Annotated in this window: 14 protein-coding genes; all 14 read left to right on the plus strand. The window is 55.0% G+C overall.

From position 1 onward, the window contains the following. The first annotated feature begins 570 nt into the window (after window positions 1–570). The 14 genes from mraZ to ftsA are packed head-to-tail and all read left to right on the plus strand — an operon-like array spanning window position 571 to window position 16,207. Window positions 571–1,029: a division/cell wall cluster transcriptional repressor MraZ gene (gene mraZ / locus M8Q36_RS09720; protein WP_249880747.1), complete on the plus strand. Its 459-nt coding sequence runs from the start codon at window positions 571–573 to the stop codon at window positions 1,027–1,029. A 2-nt stretch (window positions 1,030–1,031) separates the two neighbouring features. Continuing rightward, window positions 1,032–1,973 carry a 16S rRNA (cytosine(1402)-N(4))-methyltransferase RsmH gene (rsmH, locus tag M8Q36_RS09725; RefSeq protein WP_249882748.1) on the plus strand — a complete coding sequence of 314 codons (942 nt, stop codon included), beginning with the start codon at window positions 1,032–1,034 and terminating at the stop codon, window positions 1,971–1,973. After that, complete coding sequence (gene ftsL, locus M8Q36_RS09730) at window positions 1,970–2,335, plus strand: cell division protein FtsL (protein ID WP_017457921.1); 366 nt, start codon at window positions 1,970–1,972, stop codon at window positions 2,333–2,335. Before rsmH ends, ftsL begins: the two co-directional genes overlap by 4 nt. Window positions 2,336–2,360: 25 nt before the next feature. Next, on the plus strand, window positions 2,361–4,127 hold the full coding sequence (ftsI, locus tag M8Q36_RS09735) for a peptidoglycan DD-transpeptidase PBP3 (protein WP_200552665.1): 1,767 nt from the start codon (window positions 2,361–2,363) through the stop codon (window positions 4,125–4,127). Beyond that, window positions 4,114–5,601, plus strand: coding sequence for a UDP-N-acetylmuramoyl-L-alanyl-D-glutamate--2,6-diaminopimelate ligase (gene murE, locus M8Q36_RS09740; RefSeq protein ID WP_249880748.1), 1,488 nt, complete (start codon window positions 4,114–4,116; stop codon window positions 5,599–5,601). Before ftsI ends, murE begins: the two co-directional genes overlap by 14 nt. Continuing rightward, window positions 5,598–6,956 (plus strand): UDP-N-acetylmuramoyl-tripeptide--D-alanyl-D-alanine ligase, encoded by a 1,359-nt coding sequence (gene murF / locus M8Q36_RS09745; RefSeq protein WP_249880749.1) that lies wholly within the window; start codon window positions 5,598–5,600, stop codon window positions 6,954–6,956. The genes murE and murF overlap by 4 nt, the downstream gene beginning before the upstream one ends. Continuing rightward, a complete protein-coding gene (mraY, locus tag M8Q36_RS09750; protein ID WP_020456544.1) occupies window positions 6,950–8,032 on the plus strand; it encodes a phospho-N-acetylmuramoyl-pentapeptide-transferase in 1,083 nt (360 codons plus the stop codon). Before murF ends, mraY begins: the two co-directional genes overlap by 7 nt. A 2-nt stretch (window positions 8,033–8,034) precedes the next feature. Then, on the plus strand, window positions 8,035–9,351 hold the full coding sequence (gene murD, locus M8Q36_RS09755) for a UDP-N-acetylmuramoyl-L-alanine--D-glutamate ligase (protein WP_249880750.1): 1,317 nt from the start codon (window positions 8,035–8,037) through the stop codon (window positions 9,349–9,351). Beyond that, window positions 9,351–10,592: a cell division protein FtsW gene (gene ftsW / locus M8Q36_RS09760; protein ID WP_020456546.1), complete on the plus strand. Its 1,242-nt coding sequence runs from the start codon at window positions 9,351–9,353 to the stop codon at window positions 10,590–10,592. The genes murD and ftsW overlap by 1 nt, the downstream gene beginning before the upstream one ends. Next, window positions 10,592–11,659 (plus strand): undecaprenyldiphospho-muramoylpentapeptide beta-N-acetylglucosaminyltransferase, encoded by a 1,068-nt coding sequence (gene murG, locus M8Q36_RS09765; protein ID WP_017457928.1) that lies wholly within the window; start codon window positions 10,592–10,594, stop codon window positions 11,657–11,659. The genes ftsW and murG overlap by 1 nt, the downstream gene beginning before the upstream one ends. A gap of 56 nt (window positions 11,660–11,715) precedes the next feature. After that, the gene (murC, locus tag M8Q36_RS09770; protein ID WP_249880751.1) at window positions 11,716–13,191 is read left to right on the plus strand and encodes a UDP-N-acetylmuramate--L-alanine ligase; all 1,476 of its coding nucleotides are present in this window, start codon (window positions 11,716–11,718) and stop codon (window positions 13,189–13,191) included. Then, window positions 13,184–14,104, plus strand: a complete 921-nt coding sequence (locus M8Q36_RS09775) for a D-alanine--D-alanine ligase (protein ID WP_249880752.1) — start codon at window positions 13,184–13,186, stop codon at window positions 14,102–14,104. Before murC ends, M8Q36_RS09775 begins: the two co-directional genes overlap by 8 nt. 1 nt (window position 14,105) lies before the next feature. Next, window positions 14,106–14,954: a cell division protein FtsQ gene (ftsQ, locus tag M8Q36_RS09780; RefSeq protein WP_065369301.1), complete on the plus strand. Its 849-nt coding sequence runs from the start codon at window positions 14,106–14,108 to the stop codon at window positions 14,952–14,954. Further along, window positions 14,951–16,207 (plus strand): cell division protein FtsA, encoded by a 1,257-nt coding sequence (ftsA, locus tag M8Q36_RS09785; protein WP_017457932.1) that lies wholly within the window; start codon window positions 14,951–14,953, stop codon window positions 16,205–16,207. Before ftsQ ends, ftsA begins: the two co-directional genes overlap by 4 nt. Window positions 16,208–16,241: the final 34 nt, after the last annotated feature.

A 16,241-nucleotide genomic window follows, 5' to 3' on the forward strand; every position in this document is an offset into this window, starting at 1 on the left:
TTTAATCAAATTATTGTTAAGACTCTCCTAAGATAAATCCTTAATTTCCCAATGGCTGCTGTTTATTTATTTTGCCCATTTCTTAAAAAACATTTTTAAAGAGTAATTGAGAAGTAACTTATCCCGGTTTTTGTATTGAATTGTTACATCTAAAAAAGGCCACGTGCATTGAATTAACGTCCATTTATCGCGTTAAGGTTTTATCACTGTGGAAGTGCCGCCGCGCTGTGCGTGCGTTGATGTAACTGGTGCTGTTAACTCTCTTCAATATGTCTTAAAATGCCGCCCGCGTCGCAAACTGACACTTTATATTTCGCGCGCAGAAATTGAATGGTTTTAAACGCGCGTGCGCATATTCTGTTTTTTTTCTTGCAAATATTCATGACGTTAATTTGCCTCGTAAGCTGAGCACTATTTCACCGACGCAGATATTCGCTGCGAATAAGGGATCTTTTGTTCTGGTTAGCCATTGCGCTGGCTTGACAAGCTTTTCCTCCGCTCCGTAAACTCCCTCAGTGGGGATTTGTGGGATAAAGTGGTGTAAAAGGGTCACCTGGGGGTGAATCGGAAATGTTCCGTGGAGCGACGTTAGTCAATCTCGACAGCAAAGGGCGGTTATCCGTTCCCACCCGATATCGGGATTTGCTGCAGGAGAATGCCTCCGGTCAAATGGTTTGCACCATTGACATCCGTCACTCATGCCTGCTGCTTTACCCTTTGTCCGAATGGGAAATTATCGAGCAAAAACTGTCGCGTTTGTCGAGCATGAACCCGCTCGAACGGCGCGTACAACGTTTGTTGCTGGGGCATGCCAGCGAGTGCCAGATGGATAGCGCCGGGCGCATTTTGATTGCGCCTGTTTTACGGCAACACGCCGGATTAACGAAAGAAGTGATGCTGGTCGGGCAGTTCAATAAATTTGAGCTGTGGGACGAAACGACCTGGTATCAACAGGTCAAGGAAGATATCGACGCTGAGCAATCGGGTTCCGAAGCGCTTTCGGATCGGTTGCAGGATTTGTCTCTGTAATGATGATGGAAAATTTTAAACACACGACGGTGCTGCTGGATGAGGCCGTTAACGGCCTGAACATTCGTCCGGATGGCATTTACATCGATGGCACTTTTGGTCGCGGTGGCCACTCGCGCTTGATCCTCTCCCAACTGGGAGCGGAAGGACGCTTGCTGGCGATCGATCGCGATCCGCAGGCGATTGCTGTAGCACAAACCATTGATGATCCCCGCTTCTCCATCATTCATGGTCCCTTTTCCGCGCTTGCTGATTATGTCAGCGAGCGCGACCTTATTGGCAAGATCGACGGCATTCTCCTCGATCTTGGCGTCTCTTCACCGCAGCTTGACGATCCGGAACGCGGCTTTTCCTTTATGCGTGATGGCCCGTTAGACATGCGTATGGATCCCACTCGCGGTCAGTCTGCCGCCGAATGGTTGCAAACCGCTGATGAAGCCGATATCGCCTGGGTTTTAAAAACCTTTGGTGAGGAGCGCTTTGCCAAACGCATTGCCCGCGCCATTGTCGAGCGCAACCGTCTCGATCCCATGACCCGCACCAAAGAGCTGGCGGAAGTGGTGGCGGCGGCAACGCCGGTGAAGGACAAATTCAAACATCCCGCGACCCGTACCTTCCAGGCGGTGCGCATTTGGGTGAACAGTGAACTGGAGGAGATAGAGCTGGCGCTAAAAAACTCGCTCGGCGTGCTTGCCCCGGGAGGGCGGCTTTCGATTATCAGCTTCCATTCACTGGAAGACCGCATTGTGAAACGCTTTATGCGTGAGCAAAGCCGTGGCCCGCAGGTTCCTGCCGGGTTGCCGATGACCGAAGAGCAACTCAGTAAACTGGGGGGCCGTCAGCTGCGAGCCTTAGGAAAGTTGATGCCGGGCGAAGAAGAAGTGGCTGAAAACCCACGTGCCCGTAGTTCAGTTCTGCGTATTGCAGAGAGGACGAACGCATGATCGGCAGAGTGACAGAGACCCTGAGCAAAGTGAAGGGATCGTTAGGAAGCAACGAGCGCCATGCTTTGCCTGGCGTGATCGGCGACGATCTTTTGCGATTTGGGAAACTGCCACTCTGCTTGTTCATTTGCATCATTATGACGGCAGTGACGGTGGTCACCACCGCACATCACACGCGTTTATTAACCGCACAGCGTGAACAACTGGTTATTGAGCGCGACGCGCTGGATATCGAATGGCGCAACCTGATCCTTGAAGAGAACGCGCTCGGCGATCATAGCCGGGTTGAACGGATCGCCACAGAAAAGCTGCAAATGCAGCATGTCGATCCCTCACAGGAAAATATTGTGGTGCAGAAATAGAGATGAATAAGGGATCACGTAACGCATGAAAGCAGCGGCGAAAACGCTTAAACCGAAACGCCAGGAAGAACAGGCCAACTTTGTCAGTTGGCGTTTTGCGTTGCTTTGCGGTTGTATTCTGCTGGCATTGATGTTCCTGCTCGGGCGCGTTGCCTATCTGCAAGTCGTCAATCCGGACATGCTGGTGCGTGAAGGGGATATGCGTTCCCTGCGTGTACAAGAAGTTGCGACGTCGCGCGGGATGATAACCGACCGTTCTGGTCGCCCGCTGGCGGTGAGTGTGCCGGTGAAAGCCATCTGGGCGGATCCGAAAGAGCTGCACGATGCGGGTGGTGTGACGCTCGATAATCGCTGGAAGGCGCTCTCTGACGCGCTGAATATGCCGCTCGACCAGCTTGCTTCGCGCATCAATGCCAACCCGAAGATGCGCTTTATTTATCTTGCGCGTCAGGTTAACCCAGATCTCGGTGATTACATTAAGAAGCTGAAATTACCCGGGATTCACCTGCGTGAAGAGTCTCGCCGTTACTATCCATCCGGAGAAGTGACCGCTCACCTCATCGGTTTTACCAACGTCGACAGCCAGGGCATTGAAGGCGTTGAGAAGAGCTTTGATAAATGGCTCACCGGTCAGCCGGGCGAACGCATTGTGCGTAAAGACCGCTACGGGCGCGTGATTGAAGATATTTCATCTACCGACAGCCAGGCGGCGCACAACCTCGCATTAAGTATTGATGAACGTTTGCAGGCGCTGGTCTATCGTGAGCTGAATAACGCTGTGGCGTTTAACAAAGCGGAGTCGGGCAGCGCCGTGCTGGTGGATGTGAACACCGGGGAAGTGCTGGCCATGGCCAACAGCCCTTCATACAACCCAAACAACTTCTCCGGCACGTCGAAAGACGCGATGCGTAACCGCGCTATTACCGACGTATTTGAACCGGGTTCCACCGTGAAACCAATGGTAGTCATGACCGCATTACAGCGCGGTGTGGTGACGCCAAATACGGTGCTGAATACGGTGCCTTATCGTATTAATGGTCACGAAATCAAAGATGTGGCGCGATACAGCGAATTAACTCTTACCGGGGTCTTACAGAAGTCGAGTAACGTCGGCGTTTCTAAGCTGGCGTTAGCGATGCCCTCCTCAGCGTTAGTAGATACTTACTCACGTTTTGGCCTGGGAAAAACGACCAATTTGGGGATGGTCGGGGAACGCAGTGGCTTATTTCCTCAAAAACAACGGTGGTCTGACATAGAGAGGGCCACCTTCTCTTTCGGCTACGGGCTAATGGTAACGCCGTTACAGTTAGCGCGAGTCTACGCAACCATTGGCAGCTACGGCATCTATCGCCCGCTGTCGATCACCAAAGTTGATCCACCAGTTCCGGGCGAGCGCATCTTCAACGAATCCATTGTCCGTACCGTGGTGCACATGATGGAGAGCGTGGCGCTGCCAGGCGGCGGCGGAGTGAAAGCTGCCATCAAGGGTTATCGCATTGCGATTAAAACCGGTACGGCGAAAAAAGTCGGCCCCGATGGCCGCTATATCAATAAATACATTGCATACACCGCTGGCGTCGCGCCTGCCAGCCGCCCGCGCTTTGCGCTGGTGGTGGTCATCAACGATCCGCAAGCGGGTAAATACTACGGTGGCGCCGTGTCCGCGCCGGTCTTTGGTGCCATCATGGGTGGCGTTCTGCGCACCATGAACATTGAACCGGATGCGCTAACCACGGGCGAAAAAAGTGAATTTGTAATTAATCAAGGCGAGGGATCAGGTGGCAGATCGTAATTTGCGCGACCTTCTCGCTCCGTGGGTGCCAATGCTACCTGCGCGAGCGCTACGAGAGATGACACTCGACAGCCGTGTGGCTGCCTCGGGCGATCTTTTTGTGGCAGTGGTCGGTCATCAGGCGGACGGGCGTCGATATATCCCGCAGGCGATTGCGCAAGGTGTTGCTGCCATTATTGCTGAAGCGAAAGATGAAGCAAATGACGGTGAAATTCGTGAAATGCACGGTGTTCCGGTCATTTACCTCAGCCAGTTAAATGAGCGCCTTTCCGCGCTGGCAGGTCGTTTTTACGGCGAGCCTTCTGAGCAACTGCGCCTTATCGGCGTAACCGGGACTAACGGTAAAACCACCACTACGCAGTTACTGGCGCAGTGGAGCCAACTGCTTGGCGAAACCAGCGCAGTGATGGGCACGGTGGGTAACGGTTTGTTGGGTAACGTCGTGCCGACGGAAAATACCACCGGATCTGCTGTCGACGTTCAGCATGTCATTGCCGGGCTGGCGGCGCAAAACGCGACCTTTGCCGCGATGGAAGTCTCTTCACATGGCCTGGTTCAGCATCGCGTGGCGGCACTGAAATTTGCCGCCAGCGTGTTCACTAATTTAAGCCGCGATCACCTGGATTATCACGGTGATATGGCGAACTACGAAGCGGCGAAATGGCTACTGTTCTCTTCTCACCATTATGGTCAGGCGATCATTAATGCCGACGACGAAGTTGGCCGTCGCTGGCTGGCCAAATTACCGGACGCCGTTGCGGTATCGATGGAAGACAATATCAATCCGGACTGTCATGGTCGCTGGTTGAAAGCCGTGAGCGTTGATTACCACGACAGCGGTGCGACGATCCATTTCGACTCCTCATGGGGCGAAGGTGAAATTGAAAGCCGCCTGATGGGCGCGTTTAACGTCAGTAACCTGCTGCTGGCGCTGGCGACGCTGCTGGCGCTGGGTTACCCGCTGAGTGAACTGCTGAAAACCGCATCACGTCTGCAACCGGTTTGCGGTCGTATGGAAGTGTTCAGCGCGCCGGGTAAACCGACCGTGGTGGTGGATTATGCCCATACGCCGGATGCGCTGGAAAAAGCGTTGCAGGCGGCGCGCCTGCACTGCACTGGCAAGCTGTGGTGCGTGTTTGGCTGCGGCGGCGATCGCGATAAAGGTAAACGTCCATTAATGGGCGCGATTGCTGAGCAGTTCTCTGATGTACCGGTGGTGACGGATGACAATCCGCGTACCGAAGAGCCGCGCGCCATTATTAACGACATCCTTGCGGGCATGCTGGATGCGGGCCAGGCGCGCGTGGTGGAAGGCCGGGCGGAAGCGGTGACCAATGCCATCATGCAAGCCAAAGAGAATGATGTCGTGCTGCTGGCCGGTAAAGGCCATGAAGATTATCAGATTGTGGGTACACGCCGTCTGGATTACTCCGACCGCGTCACCGCGGCGCGTTTGCTGGGGGTAGTAGCATGATTAGCGTAACGCTGAGTCAACTTACCCGCACGCTGCATGCGGAACTGCATGGCCAGGATGTGCTGATTGAGGCGGTAACCAGCGACACACGTAAACTGACGCCGGGCTGCCTGTTTGTTGCTTTGAAAGGCGAGCGTTTTGATGCTCACGACTTCGCAGACAAAGCGAAAGAAGGTGGCGCGGGCGCGCTGCTGGTGAGCCGAAAACTGGATATCGACCTGCCGCAGTTAGTGGTGCAGGACACCCGCCAGGCCTTTGGTGAGCTGGCTGCCTGGGTTCGCCAGCAAGTGCCAACGCGCGTGGTGGCGCTGACCGGTTCTTCCGGCAAGACGTCAGTGAAAGAGATGACCGCCGCCATTCTCAGCGAATGCGGCAATACGCTCTACACCGCAGGCAACCTCAACAATGATATTGGCGTGCCAATGACCTTGTTGCGCCTGACTAAAGAGCACCAGTTTGCGGTGATTGAACTGGGGGCGAACCACCAGGGTGAAATCGCCTGGACTGTTAGCTTGACGCGCCCGGAAGCGGCGCTGGTCAATAACCTGGCGGCAGCGCATCTGGAAGGCTTTGGCTCGCTTGCCGGTGTGGCGAAAGCGAAAGGTGAAATTTACACCGGTCTGCCCGCTAACGGTATCGCCATTATGAATGCTGACAATAATGACTGGCTGAACTGGCAGAGCATTATTGGCGATCGCAAAGTCTGGCGCTTCTCCCCCAACGCAGCGAACAGCGATTTTACCGCGACGAATGTGCATGTGACTTCACATGGCACTGAGTTCACGCTGCAAACCCCAACCGGCAATGTGGATGTCACTCTGCCACTGCCGGGTCGCCACAATATCGCCAATTCGCTGGCAGCAACGGCGCTGGCGATGGCGGTTGGCGCAAGCCTGGACGCTGTAAAACGCGGGCTGGCAAACCTGAAAGCTGTACCGGGGCGCTTATTCCCGGTGCAGTTGGGTGAAAACCAACTGCTGCTGGATGACACCTATAACGCCAACGTCGGTTCTATGACCGCCGCTGCGCATGTGTTATCTGAAATGCCGGGTTACCGGGTGATGGTAGTTGGCGATATGGCCGAACTGGGTGATGAGAGCGAAGCGTGTCATATCCAGGTCGGTGAAGCGGCGAAAGCCGTCGGCATTGATAAAGTTCTGAGCGTCGGCACGTTGAGCAAAGCGTTGAGCAAAGCCAGCGGCGTAGGCGAGCATTTTAACGATAAAGCGGCAGTGACAGCGCGCTTAAAGGCGCTCATCGCTGAGCAGAAAATTATTACTATTTTGGTGAAAGGTTCACGTAGCTCCGCCATGGAAGAGGTGGTACGCGAATTACAGGAGAACGGGACATGTTAGTGTGGCTGGCCGAACATTTGGTCAAATATTATTCCGGCTTTAACGTCTTTTCCTATTTGACGTTTCGCGCCATTGTCAGCCTGCTGACCGCGCTCTTCATCTCCTTGTGGATGGGGCCGCGCATGATTGCCCGCTTGCAAAAACTATCTTTTGGTCAGGTTGTACGTAACGACGGCCCGGAATCGCACTTCAGTAAACGCGGTACGCCGACGATGGGCGGGATCATGATCCTGACCGCGATTGTGGTTTCCGTTGTGCTGTGGGCCTACCCATCCAACCCCTACGTCTGGTGTGTTCTTGTCGTGTTGGTGGGTTACGGTGCGATTGGCTTTGTCGATGACTACCGCAAAGTGGTGCGCAAAGACACCAAAGGCTTGATTGCACGCTGGAAGTATTTCTGGATGTCGGTTATCGCGCTGGGCGTAGCGTTTGCGCTCTATCTAGCGGGCAAAGATACCCCCGCGACCGAGCTGGTGGTGCCGTTCTTTAAAGATGTGATGCCGCAACTGGGCATGTTTTACATTCTGCTGGCTTATTTTGTGATTGTTGGCACCGGTAACGCGGTCAACCTGACAGATGGCCTGGATGGTCTGGCGATTATGCCGACGGTTTTCGTTGCCGGCGGTTTTGCGCTGGTGGCGTGGGCGACCGGCAACATGAACTTTGCTAACTATCTGCACATTCCGTATCTGCGTCATGCAGGGGAACTGGTGATTGTCTGTACGGCGATTGTCGGCGCTGGGTTAGGGTTCTTGTGGTTTAACACCTATCCGGCACAGGTTTTTATGGGCGATGTCGGTTCACTGGCGCTGGGCGGCGCGCTGGGCATTATCGCCGTGCTGCTGCGCCAGGAGTTCCTGCTGGTGATCATGGGCGGGGTGTTTGTGGTGGAAACACTGTCGGTCATTTTGCAGGTTGGTTCATTCAAACTGCGCGGCCAACGTATTTTCCGTATGGCGCCGATTCATCACCACTATGAACTGAAAGGCTGGCCGGAACCGCGCGTGATCGTGCGCTTCTGGATTATTTCGCTGATGCTGGTGCTGATTGGCCTGGCAACGCTGAAGGTACGTTAATCATGGCTGATTACCAGGGTAAAAAAGTCGTCATCATCGGTTTGGGTCTCACAGGCCTTTCCTGCGTGGACTTTTTCCTCGCACGCGGCGTCACACCGCGAGTGATGGATACGCGCGTTTCTCCGCCGGGGCTGGACAAGCTGCCGGAGGCGGTGGAGCGCCATCTTGGTAGTCTTAACGATGACTGGTTGCTGGCCGCCGATCTGGTTGTTGCAAGCCCAGGCATCGCGCTGGCGCATCCTTCTTTGAGCGCGGCGGCAGATGCTGGCGTTGAGATTGTTGGCGATATCGAGCTGTTTTGCCGTGAAGCGCAGGTACCGGTTATCGCGATTACTGGTTCCAACGGCAAAAGTACCGTGACCAAGCTGGTCGGGGAGATGGCTGAAGCTGCCGGAGTGAACGTCGGGGTCGGCGGAAATATCGGTCTGCCAGCGTTGATGCTCCTCGACGATGCGCGCGAACTTTATGTGCTGGAGCTTTCCAGCTTCCAGCTGGAAACGACCTCCAACCTGCATGCGGCGGCGGCTACCATCCTGAACGTCACGGAAGATCATATGGATCGCTATCCGTTTGGGTTGCAGCAATATCGTGCTGCCAAGCTGCGCGTCTATGAAAACGCGAAAGTGTGTGTCGTGAATGCTGATGATGCGTTGACGATGCCGGTACGCGGCGCGGATGAACGTTGTGTCAGTTTTGGCGTTGATGTCGGCGATTACCACTTAAACCGCCAACAGGGTGAAACCTGGCTGCGCGTGAAAGGTGAGAAAGTGCTGAATGTGGCTGAGATGAAACTGAGCGGCCAGCACAACTACACCAACGCGCTGGCAGCGCTGGCGTTGGCGGATGCCGTCGGTTTACCGCGCGCCAGCAGTCTGAAAGCGCTGACGACGTTTACCGGACTGGCGCACCGCTTCCAGCTGGCGCTGGAGCATAACGGCGTGCGCTGGATCAACGATTCGAAAGCAACGAATGTCGGTAGTACCGAAGCGGCGCTGAACGGCCTGCATGTCGACGGTACGCTGCATTTGCTGCTCGGCGGTGACGGGAAATCGGCAGATTTCTCCCCGTTGAAGCGTTATCTGAGCGGCGATCGTATCCGTCTTTACTGCTTCGGCCGTGACGGCGCGGAGCTGGCGGCGCTGCGCCCGGAAATCGCGGATCAAACCGAGACAATGGATCAGGCCATGCGGCTCATCGCGCCACGTGTACAGCCGGGCGATATGGTGCTGTTGTCACCCGCTTGCGCGAGCCTTGATCAGTTTAAGAATTTCGAACAACGGGGCGATGTCTTTACCCGTCTGGCGCAGGAGTTAGGCTGATGCGTTTAACGCTCCCCCGCCCAAGAATGCCGCGCCTGCCAGGATTGAGTATCCTGGCCTGGTTGTTTACGGCGTTAAAAGGCTGGGTCATGGGCTCGCGACAGAAGGACACTGATAGCCTGGTCATGTATGACCGTACGCTGCTGTGGCTGACGCTGGGCCTTGCGGCAATCGGCTTCATCATGGTGACGTCGGCGTCGATGCCTGTTGGGCAGCGCCTGACGGACGATCCGTTCTTCTTTGCCAAGCGTCACGCGCTGTATCTGTTCCTGGCGTTTTGTATGTCGATGGTGACATTGCGGCTGCCAATGGATTTCTGGCAAAAATACAGCTCAGCAATGCTGATCGCCGCGATCATCATGCTGCTGGTGGTGCTGGTTGTGGGGAGTTCGATCAACGGGGCATCGCGCTGGATTGATCTCGGGCTGATGCGTTTCCAGCCAGCGGAGTTCACCAAGCTGTCGCTGTTCTGCTATCTGGCGAACTACCTGGTGCGCAAAGTAGACGAAGTACGAAACAACCTGCGCGGCTTCTTAAAACCGATGGGTGTGATCCTGGTGCTGGCGGTGTTGCTGCTGGCGCAGCCGGACCTGGGTACGGTGGTTGTACTGTTTATCACCACGCTGGCGATGCTGTTCCTGGCGGGGGCGAAATTGTGGCAGTTCATCGCCATTATCGGGATGGGGATTTCAGCGGTAGTACTGCTGATCCTTGCCGAACCCTATCGTATTCGCCGCGTAACGTCGTTCTGGAACCCGTGGGAAGATCCCTTTGGTAGCGGTTATCAGCTTACCCAGTCGTTAATGGCGTTTGGCCGCGGTGAATTGTGGGGACAGGGTTTAGGTAATTCGATTCAGAAACTGGAGTATCTGCCGGAAGCGCACACCGACTTTATCTTCTCCATTATCGGCGAAGAACTCGGTTATATCGGTGTGGTAGTGGCACTTTTAATGGTATTCTTCGTCGCTTTCCGCGCCATGTCTATCGGGCGTAAAGCGCTGGAAATCGATCATCGTTTTTCTGGTTTTCTGGCCTGCTCAATAGGTATCTGGTTTAGCTTTCAGGCGCTGGTTAACGTTGGTGCGGCGGCGGGTATGTTGCCGACCAAAGGGTTAACGCTGCCGCTTATCAGTTACGGTGGTTCCAGTTTATTAATTATGTCAGTGGCGATTACGCTGCTGCTACGCATAGATTATGAAACGCGTCTGGAGAAAGCCCAGGCGTTTACACGAGGTGTGTGATGAGTGGTCAACCAAAGCGGTTAATGGTGATGGCGGGCGGTACCGGCGGGCATGTATTCCCCGGTCTTGCGGTCGCGCACCATTTGATGGATCAGGGCTGGCAAGTACGCTGGCTCGGAACCGCCGATCGCATGGAGGCTGACCTGGTGCCGAAACACGGCATTGAGATCGATTTCATCCGCATCTCTGGTCTGCGCGGCAAAGGTATTAAGGCGCAGCTGCTGGCACCGGTGCGTATCTTCAATGCCTGGCGTCAGGCGCGTGCGATTATGCAGCGCTTTAAGCCTGATGTGGTTCTGGGGATGGGCGGCTATGTTTCCGGCCCCGGTGGGCTTGCAGCCTGGTCGCTCGGCATTCCGGTGGTGCTGCATGAGCAAAACGGCATTGCCGGTTTGACCAACAAATGGCTGGCGAAAATCGCCACCAAAGTGATGCAGGCGTTTCCGGGTGCTTTCCCGACAGCGGAAGTGGTGGGGAACCCGGTGCGTGTCGATGTGTTGGCTCTGCCGCTGCCGCAGCAACGTTTGCCCGGTCGTGAAGGCCCGGTGCGGGTGCTGGTTGTTGGTGGTTCGCAAGGCGCGCGCGTACTTAACCAGACGATGCCGCAGGTTGCGGCAAAGTTAGGGGCGGCGGTCACTATCTGGCATCAGAGCGGGAAGGGTGCCCAGCAGGAGGTTGAGCGAGCCTATGCAAGCGCTGGCGAACCTCAGCATAAAGTTACTGAGTTTATTGACGATATGGCACAAGCCTATGCGTGGGCGGATGTGGTGGTGTGCCGCTCTGGGGCGTTGACGGTTAGTGAGATCGCCGCAGCAGGTTTACCGGCGCTGTTTGTACCGTTCCAGCACAAAGACCGGCAGCAGTACTGGAATGCCTTGCCGCTGGAAAAAGCGGGCGCGGCAAAGATTCTGGAGCAACCGCAATTTACCGTAGATGCGGTGGCTGCAACGCTCGCGGGCTGGAACCGCGAAGCATTACTGGAGATGGCCGAACGCGCGCGCGCGGCAGCCATCCCCGATGCTACCGAACGGGTGGCAAACGAAGTGAGCCTGGCAGCTCAGGCATAAATACTGGCGACGCCTTTTGCGTCGCGCAAATTTAAGTAGTCGATGGCGTTTAGAGAATGAATACACAAGAACTGGCGAAACTGCGTTCAATCGTGCCCGAGATGCGTCGCGTCCGGCACATTCACTTTGTCGGCATTGGCGGTGCTGGCATGGGCGGTATTGCCGAAGTGCTGGCCAACGAAGGCTACCAGATTAGCGGCTCCGATTTGGCGCCTAATCCGGTTACGCAGCAATTGACGTCGCTTGGCGCCACGATTTATTTCAACCACCGCCCGGAAAACGTAAGCGATGCGAGCGTTGTGGTGGTTTCCAGCGCGATCTCTGCCGATAACCCGGAAATCGTAGCGGCGCATGAAGCGCGCATTCCGGTGATCCGCCGTGCAGAGATGCTGGCGGAATTAATGCGTTTTCGCCACGGCATTGCCATTGCCGGTACGCACGGCAAAACGACCACCACCGCGATGGTGGCAAGTATTTATGCAGAAGCCGGGCTGGATCCGACTTTTGTTAATGGTGGCCTGGTTAAAGCCGCTGGAGTGCATGCGCGCCTGGGGCACAGCCGTTACCTGATTGCTGAAGCGGACGAGAGCGATGCCTCGTTCCTGCATCTGCAGCCAATGGTGGCGATTGTCACCAATATCGAAGCTGACCATATGGATACTTACCAGGGCGACTTCGAAAATTTAAAAACGACTTTTATCAACTTCCTGCACAACTTGCCGTTCTATGGCCGTGCGGTGATGTGCGTCGACGATCCGGTGATTCGTGAGCTGTTGCCGCGCGTAGGTCGCCAGATTACCACCTACGGTTTTAGTGATGATGCGGATGTTCGCGTGGAAAACTACCGTCAGGTTGGGCCGCAGGGGCACTTTACGCTGGTGCGTCAGGATAAACCGGAACTGCGCGTGACGCTGAATGCGCCAGGTCGCCATAACGCGTTAAACGCGGCGGCGGCTGTTGCGGTCGCGACGGAAGAGGGGATCGAAGATGACGCGATCCTGCGCGCGCTGGAAAGCTTCCAGGGTACAGGCCGCCGTTTCGACTTCCTCGGTGAATATCCGTTGCAAGAGGTAAACGGTAAAACCGGTACCGCGATGCTCGTTGACGATTATGGTCACCACCCGACAGAAGTGGATGCCACTATCAAAGCGGCGCGTGCGGGCTGGCCGGATAAAAACCTGGTGATGTTGTTTCAGCCGCACCGTTACACGCGTACTCGTGATCTGTATGACGATTTCGCCAATGTGCTGACCCAGGTGGATTCACTGCTGATGCTGGAAGTTTATCCGGCGGGTGAAGCGGCGATCCCGGGCGCAGATAGCCGTTCTCTGTGCCGCACTATTCGCGGGCGCGGCAAGATCGATCCGATTCTGGTGTCCGATCCGGCGCAGGTTGCCGCGATGCTGGCACCGGTGCTGACCGGCAACGATCTGATCCTGATCCAGGGGGCCGGTAACGTCGGTAAGATTGCGCGCAGCCTGGCCGAGAGCAAACTGAAACCGCAGACTGTGGAGGAGGAGCGCCGTGGCTGAGAAAGTAGCGGTTCTGCTGGGCGGAACCTCCGCCGAGCGTGACGTTTCGCTTAATTCCGGTGCAGCGGTGCTGGCAGGTTTGCGTGAAGGCGGCGTTGATGCGCATGGTGTGGATCCGCGCGATGTGGATGTCACCCGCCTGAAAGAGATGGGTTTCAGTAAAGCGTTTATCGCCTTGCATGGTCGCGGTGGTGAAGATGGCACCCTGCAGGGGCTGCTGGAATTAATCGATATTCCTTATACCGGAAGCGGTGTGATGGCCTCGGCGATTTCGATGGATAAAGGGCGCAGCAAGCTGCTGTGGCAGGGAGCAGGGTTGCCCGTTGCGCCTTGGGTGGCACTGACGCGCAGCGAATTTGAATCAGGCCTGAAAACTATTGATATTCAACGCATTGAGGTGCTGGGGTTACCTGTTATTGTCAAGCCCAGCCGCGAAGGCTCAAGCGTCGGGATGTCAAAGGTCGATAAAAGTGAAGAATTGCATGCTGCATTAGCGCTTGCATTTCAACATGATGATGAAGTTCTGATTGAAAAATGGCTCAGTGGGCCTGAATTTACCGTCGCCCTGCTTGGAAATGAAATTTTACCGTCGATTCGTATTCAACCGGCGGGAATCTTCTATGATTATGAGGCGAAATATCTCTCTGATGAGACGAAGTATTTTTGCCCATCAGGTCTGGAAGTCGACGATGAAGCAGCATTACATGTCCTGGCGCGTGAAGCCTGGCAAGTTTTAGGCTGCCGTGGTTGGGGCCGTATTGATGTCATGCTGGACAGCGATGGACAATTTTATTTGCTGGAAGCGAATACCTCGCCAGGAATGACCAGCCACAGCCTGGTGCCGATGGCGGCACGTCAGGCAGGGTTGAGCTTTTCCCAGTTAGTTGTTCGTATCCTGGAATTGGCGGAGTGATATGTCACAGGCTGCGCTGAACACGCGAAACCGCGAAGCGGAGGCTGTCAAAATCTCCCGCCGCAACAATGGAACGCGTCTTGCAGGTATCGTATTCCTGCTGACGGTGCTGTGCACTGTGTTGGTGAGTGGCTGGGTGGTACTGGGTTGGATGGACGACGCACAGCGTTTGCCGTTATCAAAGCTGGTGTTGACAGGCGATCGTCATTACACCCGCAACGATGATATTCGCCAGTCTATTTTGGCGTTGGGCGCGCCCGGCACGTTTATGACGCAGGACGTTAACATCATTCAAAGCCAGATAGAACGTCTGCCCTGGATCAAGCAGGCGAGCGTCAGAAAACAGTGGCCAGACGAATTGAAGATTCATCTGGTTGAATATGTGCCCATTGCGCGGTGGAATGATCAGCATATGGTCGATGTGGACGGTAACGCATTTAGCGTGCCGGCCGAACGAACCAGTAAACAGATTTTACCGATGTTGTACGGCCCTGAAGGGAGCGAAAGCGAAGTATTACAAGGCTACCGTGATATGGGGCAAGTGCTGGCAAAGGATAAATTCACGTTAAAAGAGGCGGCGATGACCGCGCGGCGTTCGTGGCAAGTGACGCTCAGCAATGATATCAAGCTTAATCTGGGCCGTGGCGATACGATGAAACGTCTGGCGCGCTTTGTAGAACTCTACCCGGTTCTCCAGCAGCAGGCGCAAACGGATGGCAAAGAGATTAGCTACGTGGATTTACGCTATGACTCAGGTGCGGCCGTAGGCTGGAAAGCGGCCCCTGTTCAGGAACCGAATCAGCAGCAAAATCAGGCACAACAGAATCAGGCACAGGCAGAGCAACAATGATCAAGGCGACGGACAGAAAACTGGTAGTAGGACTGGAGATTGGCACCGCGAAGGTCGCCGCTTTAGTAGGGGAAGTTCTGCCCGACGGTATTGTGAATATCATTGGCGTAGGCAGTTGTCCGTCTCGTGGGATGGATAAAGGCGGAGTGAACGATCTGGAATCGGTGGTGAAATGCGTTCAGCGCGCTATCGATCAGGCCGAATTAATGGCCGATTGCCAGATTTCATCGGTCTACCTTGCGCTCTCGGGGAAGCATATTAGCTGTCAGAACGAGATTGGTATGGTGCCAATTTCGGAAGAAGAGGTTACGCAGGAAGATGTGGAAAACGTGGTGCATACGGCTAAATCGGTACGTGTGCGCGATGAACACCGTGTTTTACATGTGATTCCGCAGGAGTACGCTATCGACTACCAGGAAGGGATCAAAAATCCGGTAGGTCTGTCTGGCGTACGCATGCAGGCGAAAGTGCATTTGATTACTTGCCATAACGACATGGCGAAAAACATCGTTAAAGCCGTTGAACGATGTGGTTTGAAAGTTGACCAACTTATTTTTGCCGGACTGGCTTCCAGCTACTCTGTACTGACTGAAGATGAACGTGAGCTGGGTGTCTGCGTTGTCGACATCGGCGGTGGTACAATGGATATGGCGGTTTATACCGGCGGTGCGCTGCGTCATACCAAAGTTATCCCTTATGCCGGGAACGTAGTAACCAGCGATATTGCCTATGCCTTTGGTACACCGCCGAGCGATGCAGAGGCCATTAAAGTTCGCCACGGTTGTGCACTGGGTTCGCTGGTTGGCAAAGACGAGAGCGTTGAGGTGCCGAGTGTCGGCGGCCGTCCGCCACGTAGCCTGCAGCGCCAGACGCTGGCAGACGTAATAGAGCCGCGCTACACCGAGCTGCTCAACTTGGTGAACGACGAAATTTTGCAGTTACAGGAACAGCTTCGCCAACAAGGTGTGAAGCATCATCTGGCGGCGGGGATTGTGTTGACTGGCGGTGCTGCGCAAATGGAAGGCCTGGCGGCCTGCGCGCAGCGCGTGTTCCATACGCAGGTGCGTATTGGTGCGCCGCTCAATATTACTGGCTTAACGGATTACGCCCAGGAGCCGTATTATTCAACGGCGGTGGGGCTGCTGCACTACGGGAAAGAGACCCATTTAAGTGGTGAAGCAGAAGTTGAAAAACGCGTGTCAGTAGGTTCGTGGTTCAAAAGAATCAACAGCTGGCTGCGAAAAGAGTTTTAATTTTTTTCAGAGACCGTAGAGAATTAGCGGTTTC

This window comes from Kosakonia sp. R1.Fl (assembly GCF_023516815.1).
GTDB lineage: Bacteria > Pseudomonadota > Gammaproteobacteria > Enterobacterales > Enterobacteriaceae > Kosakonia.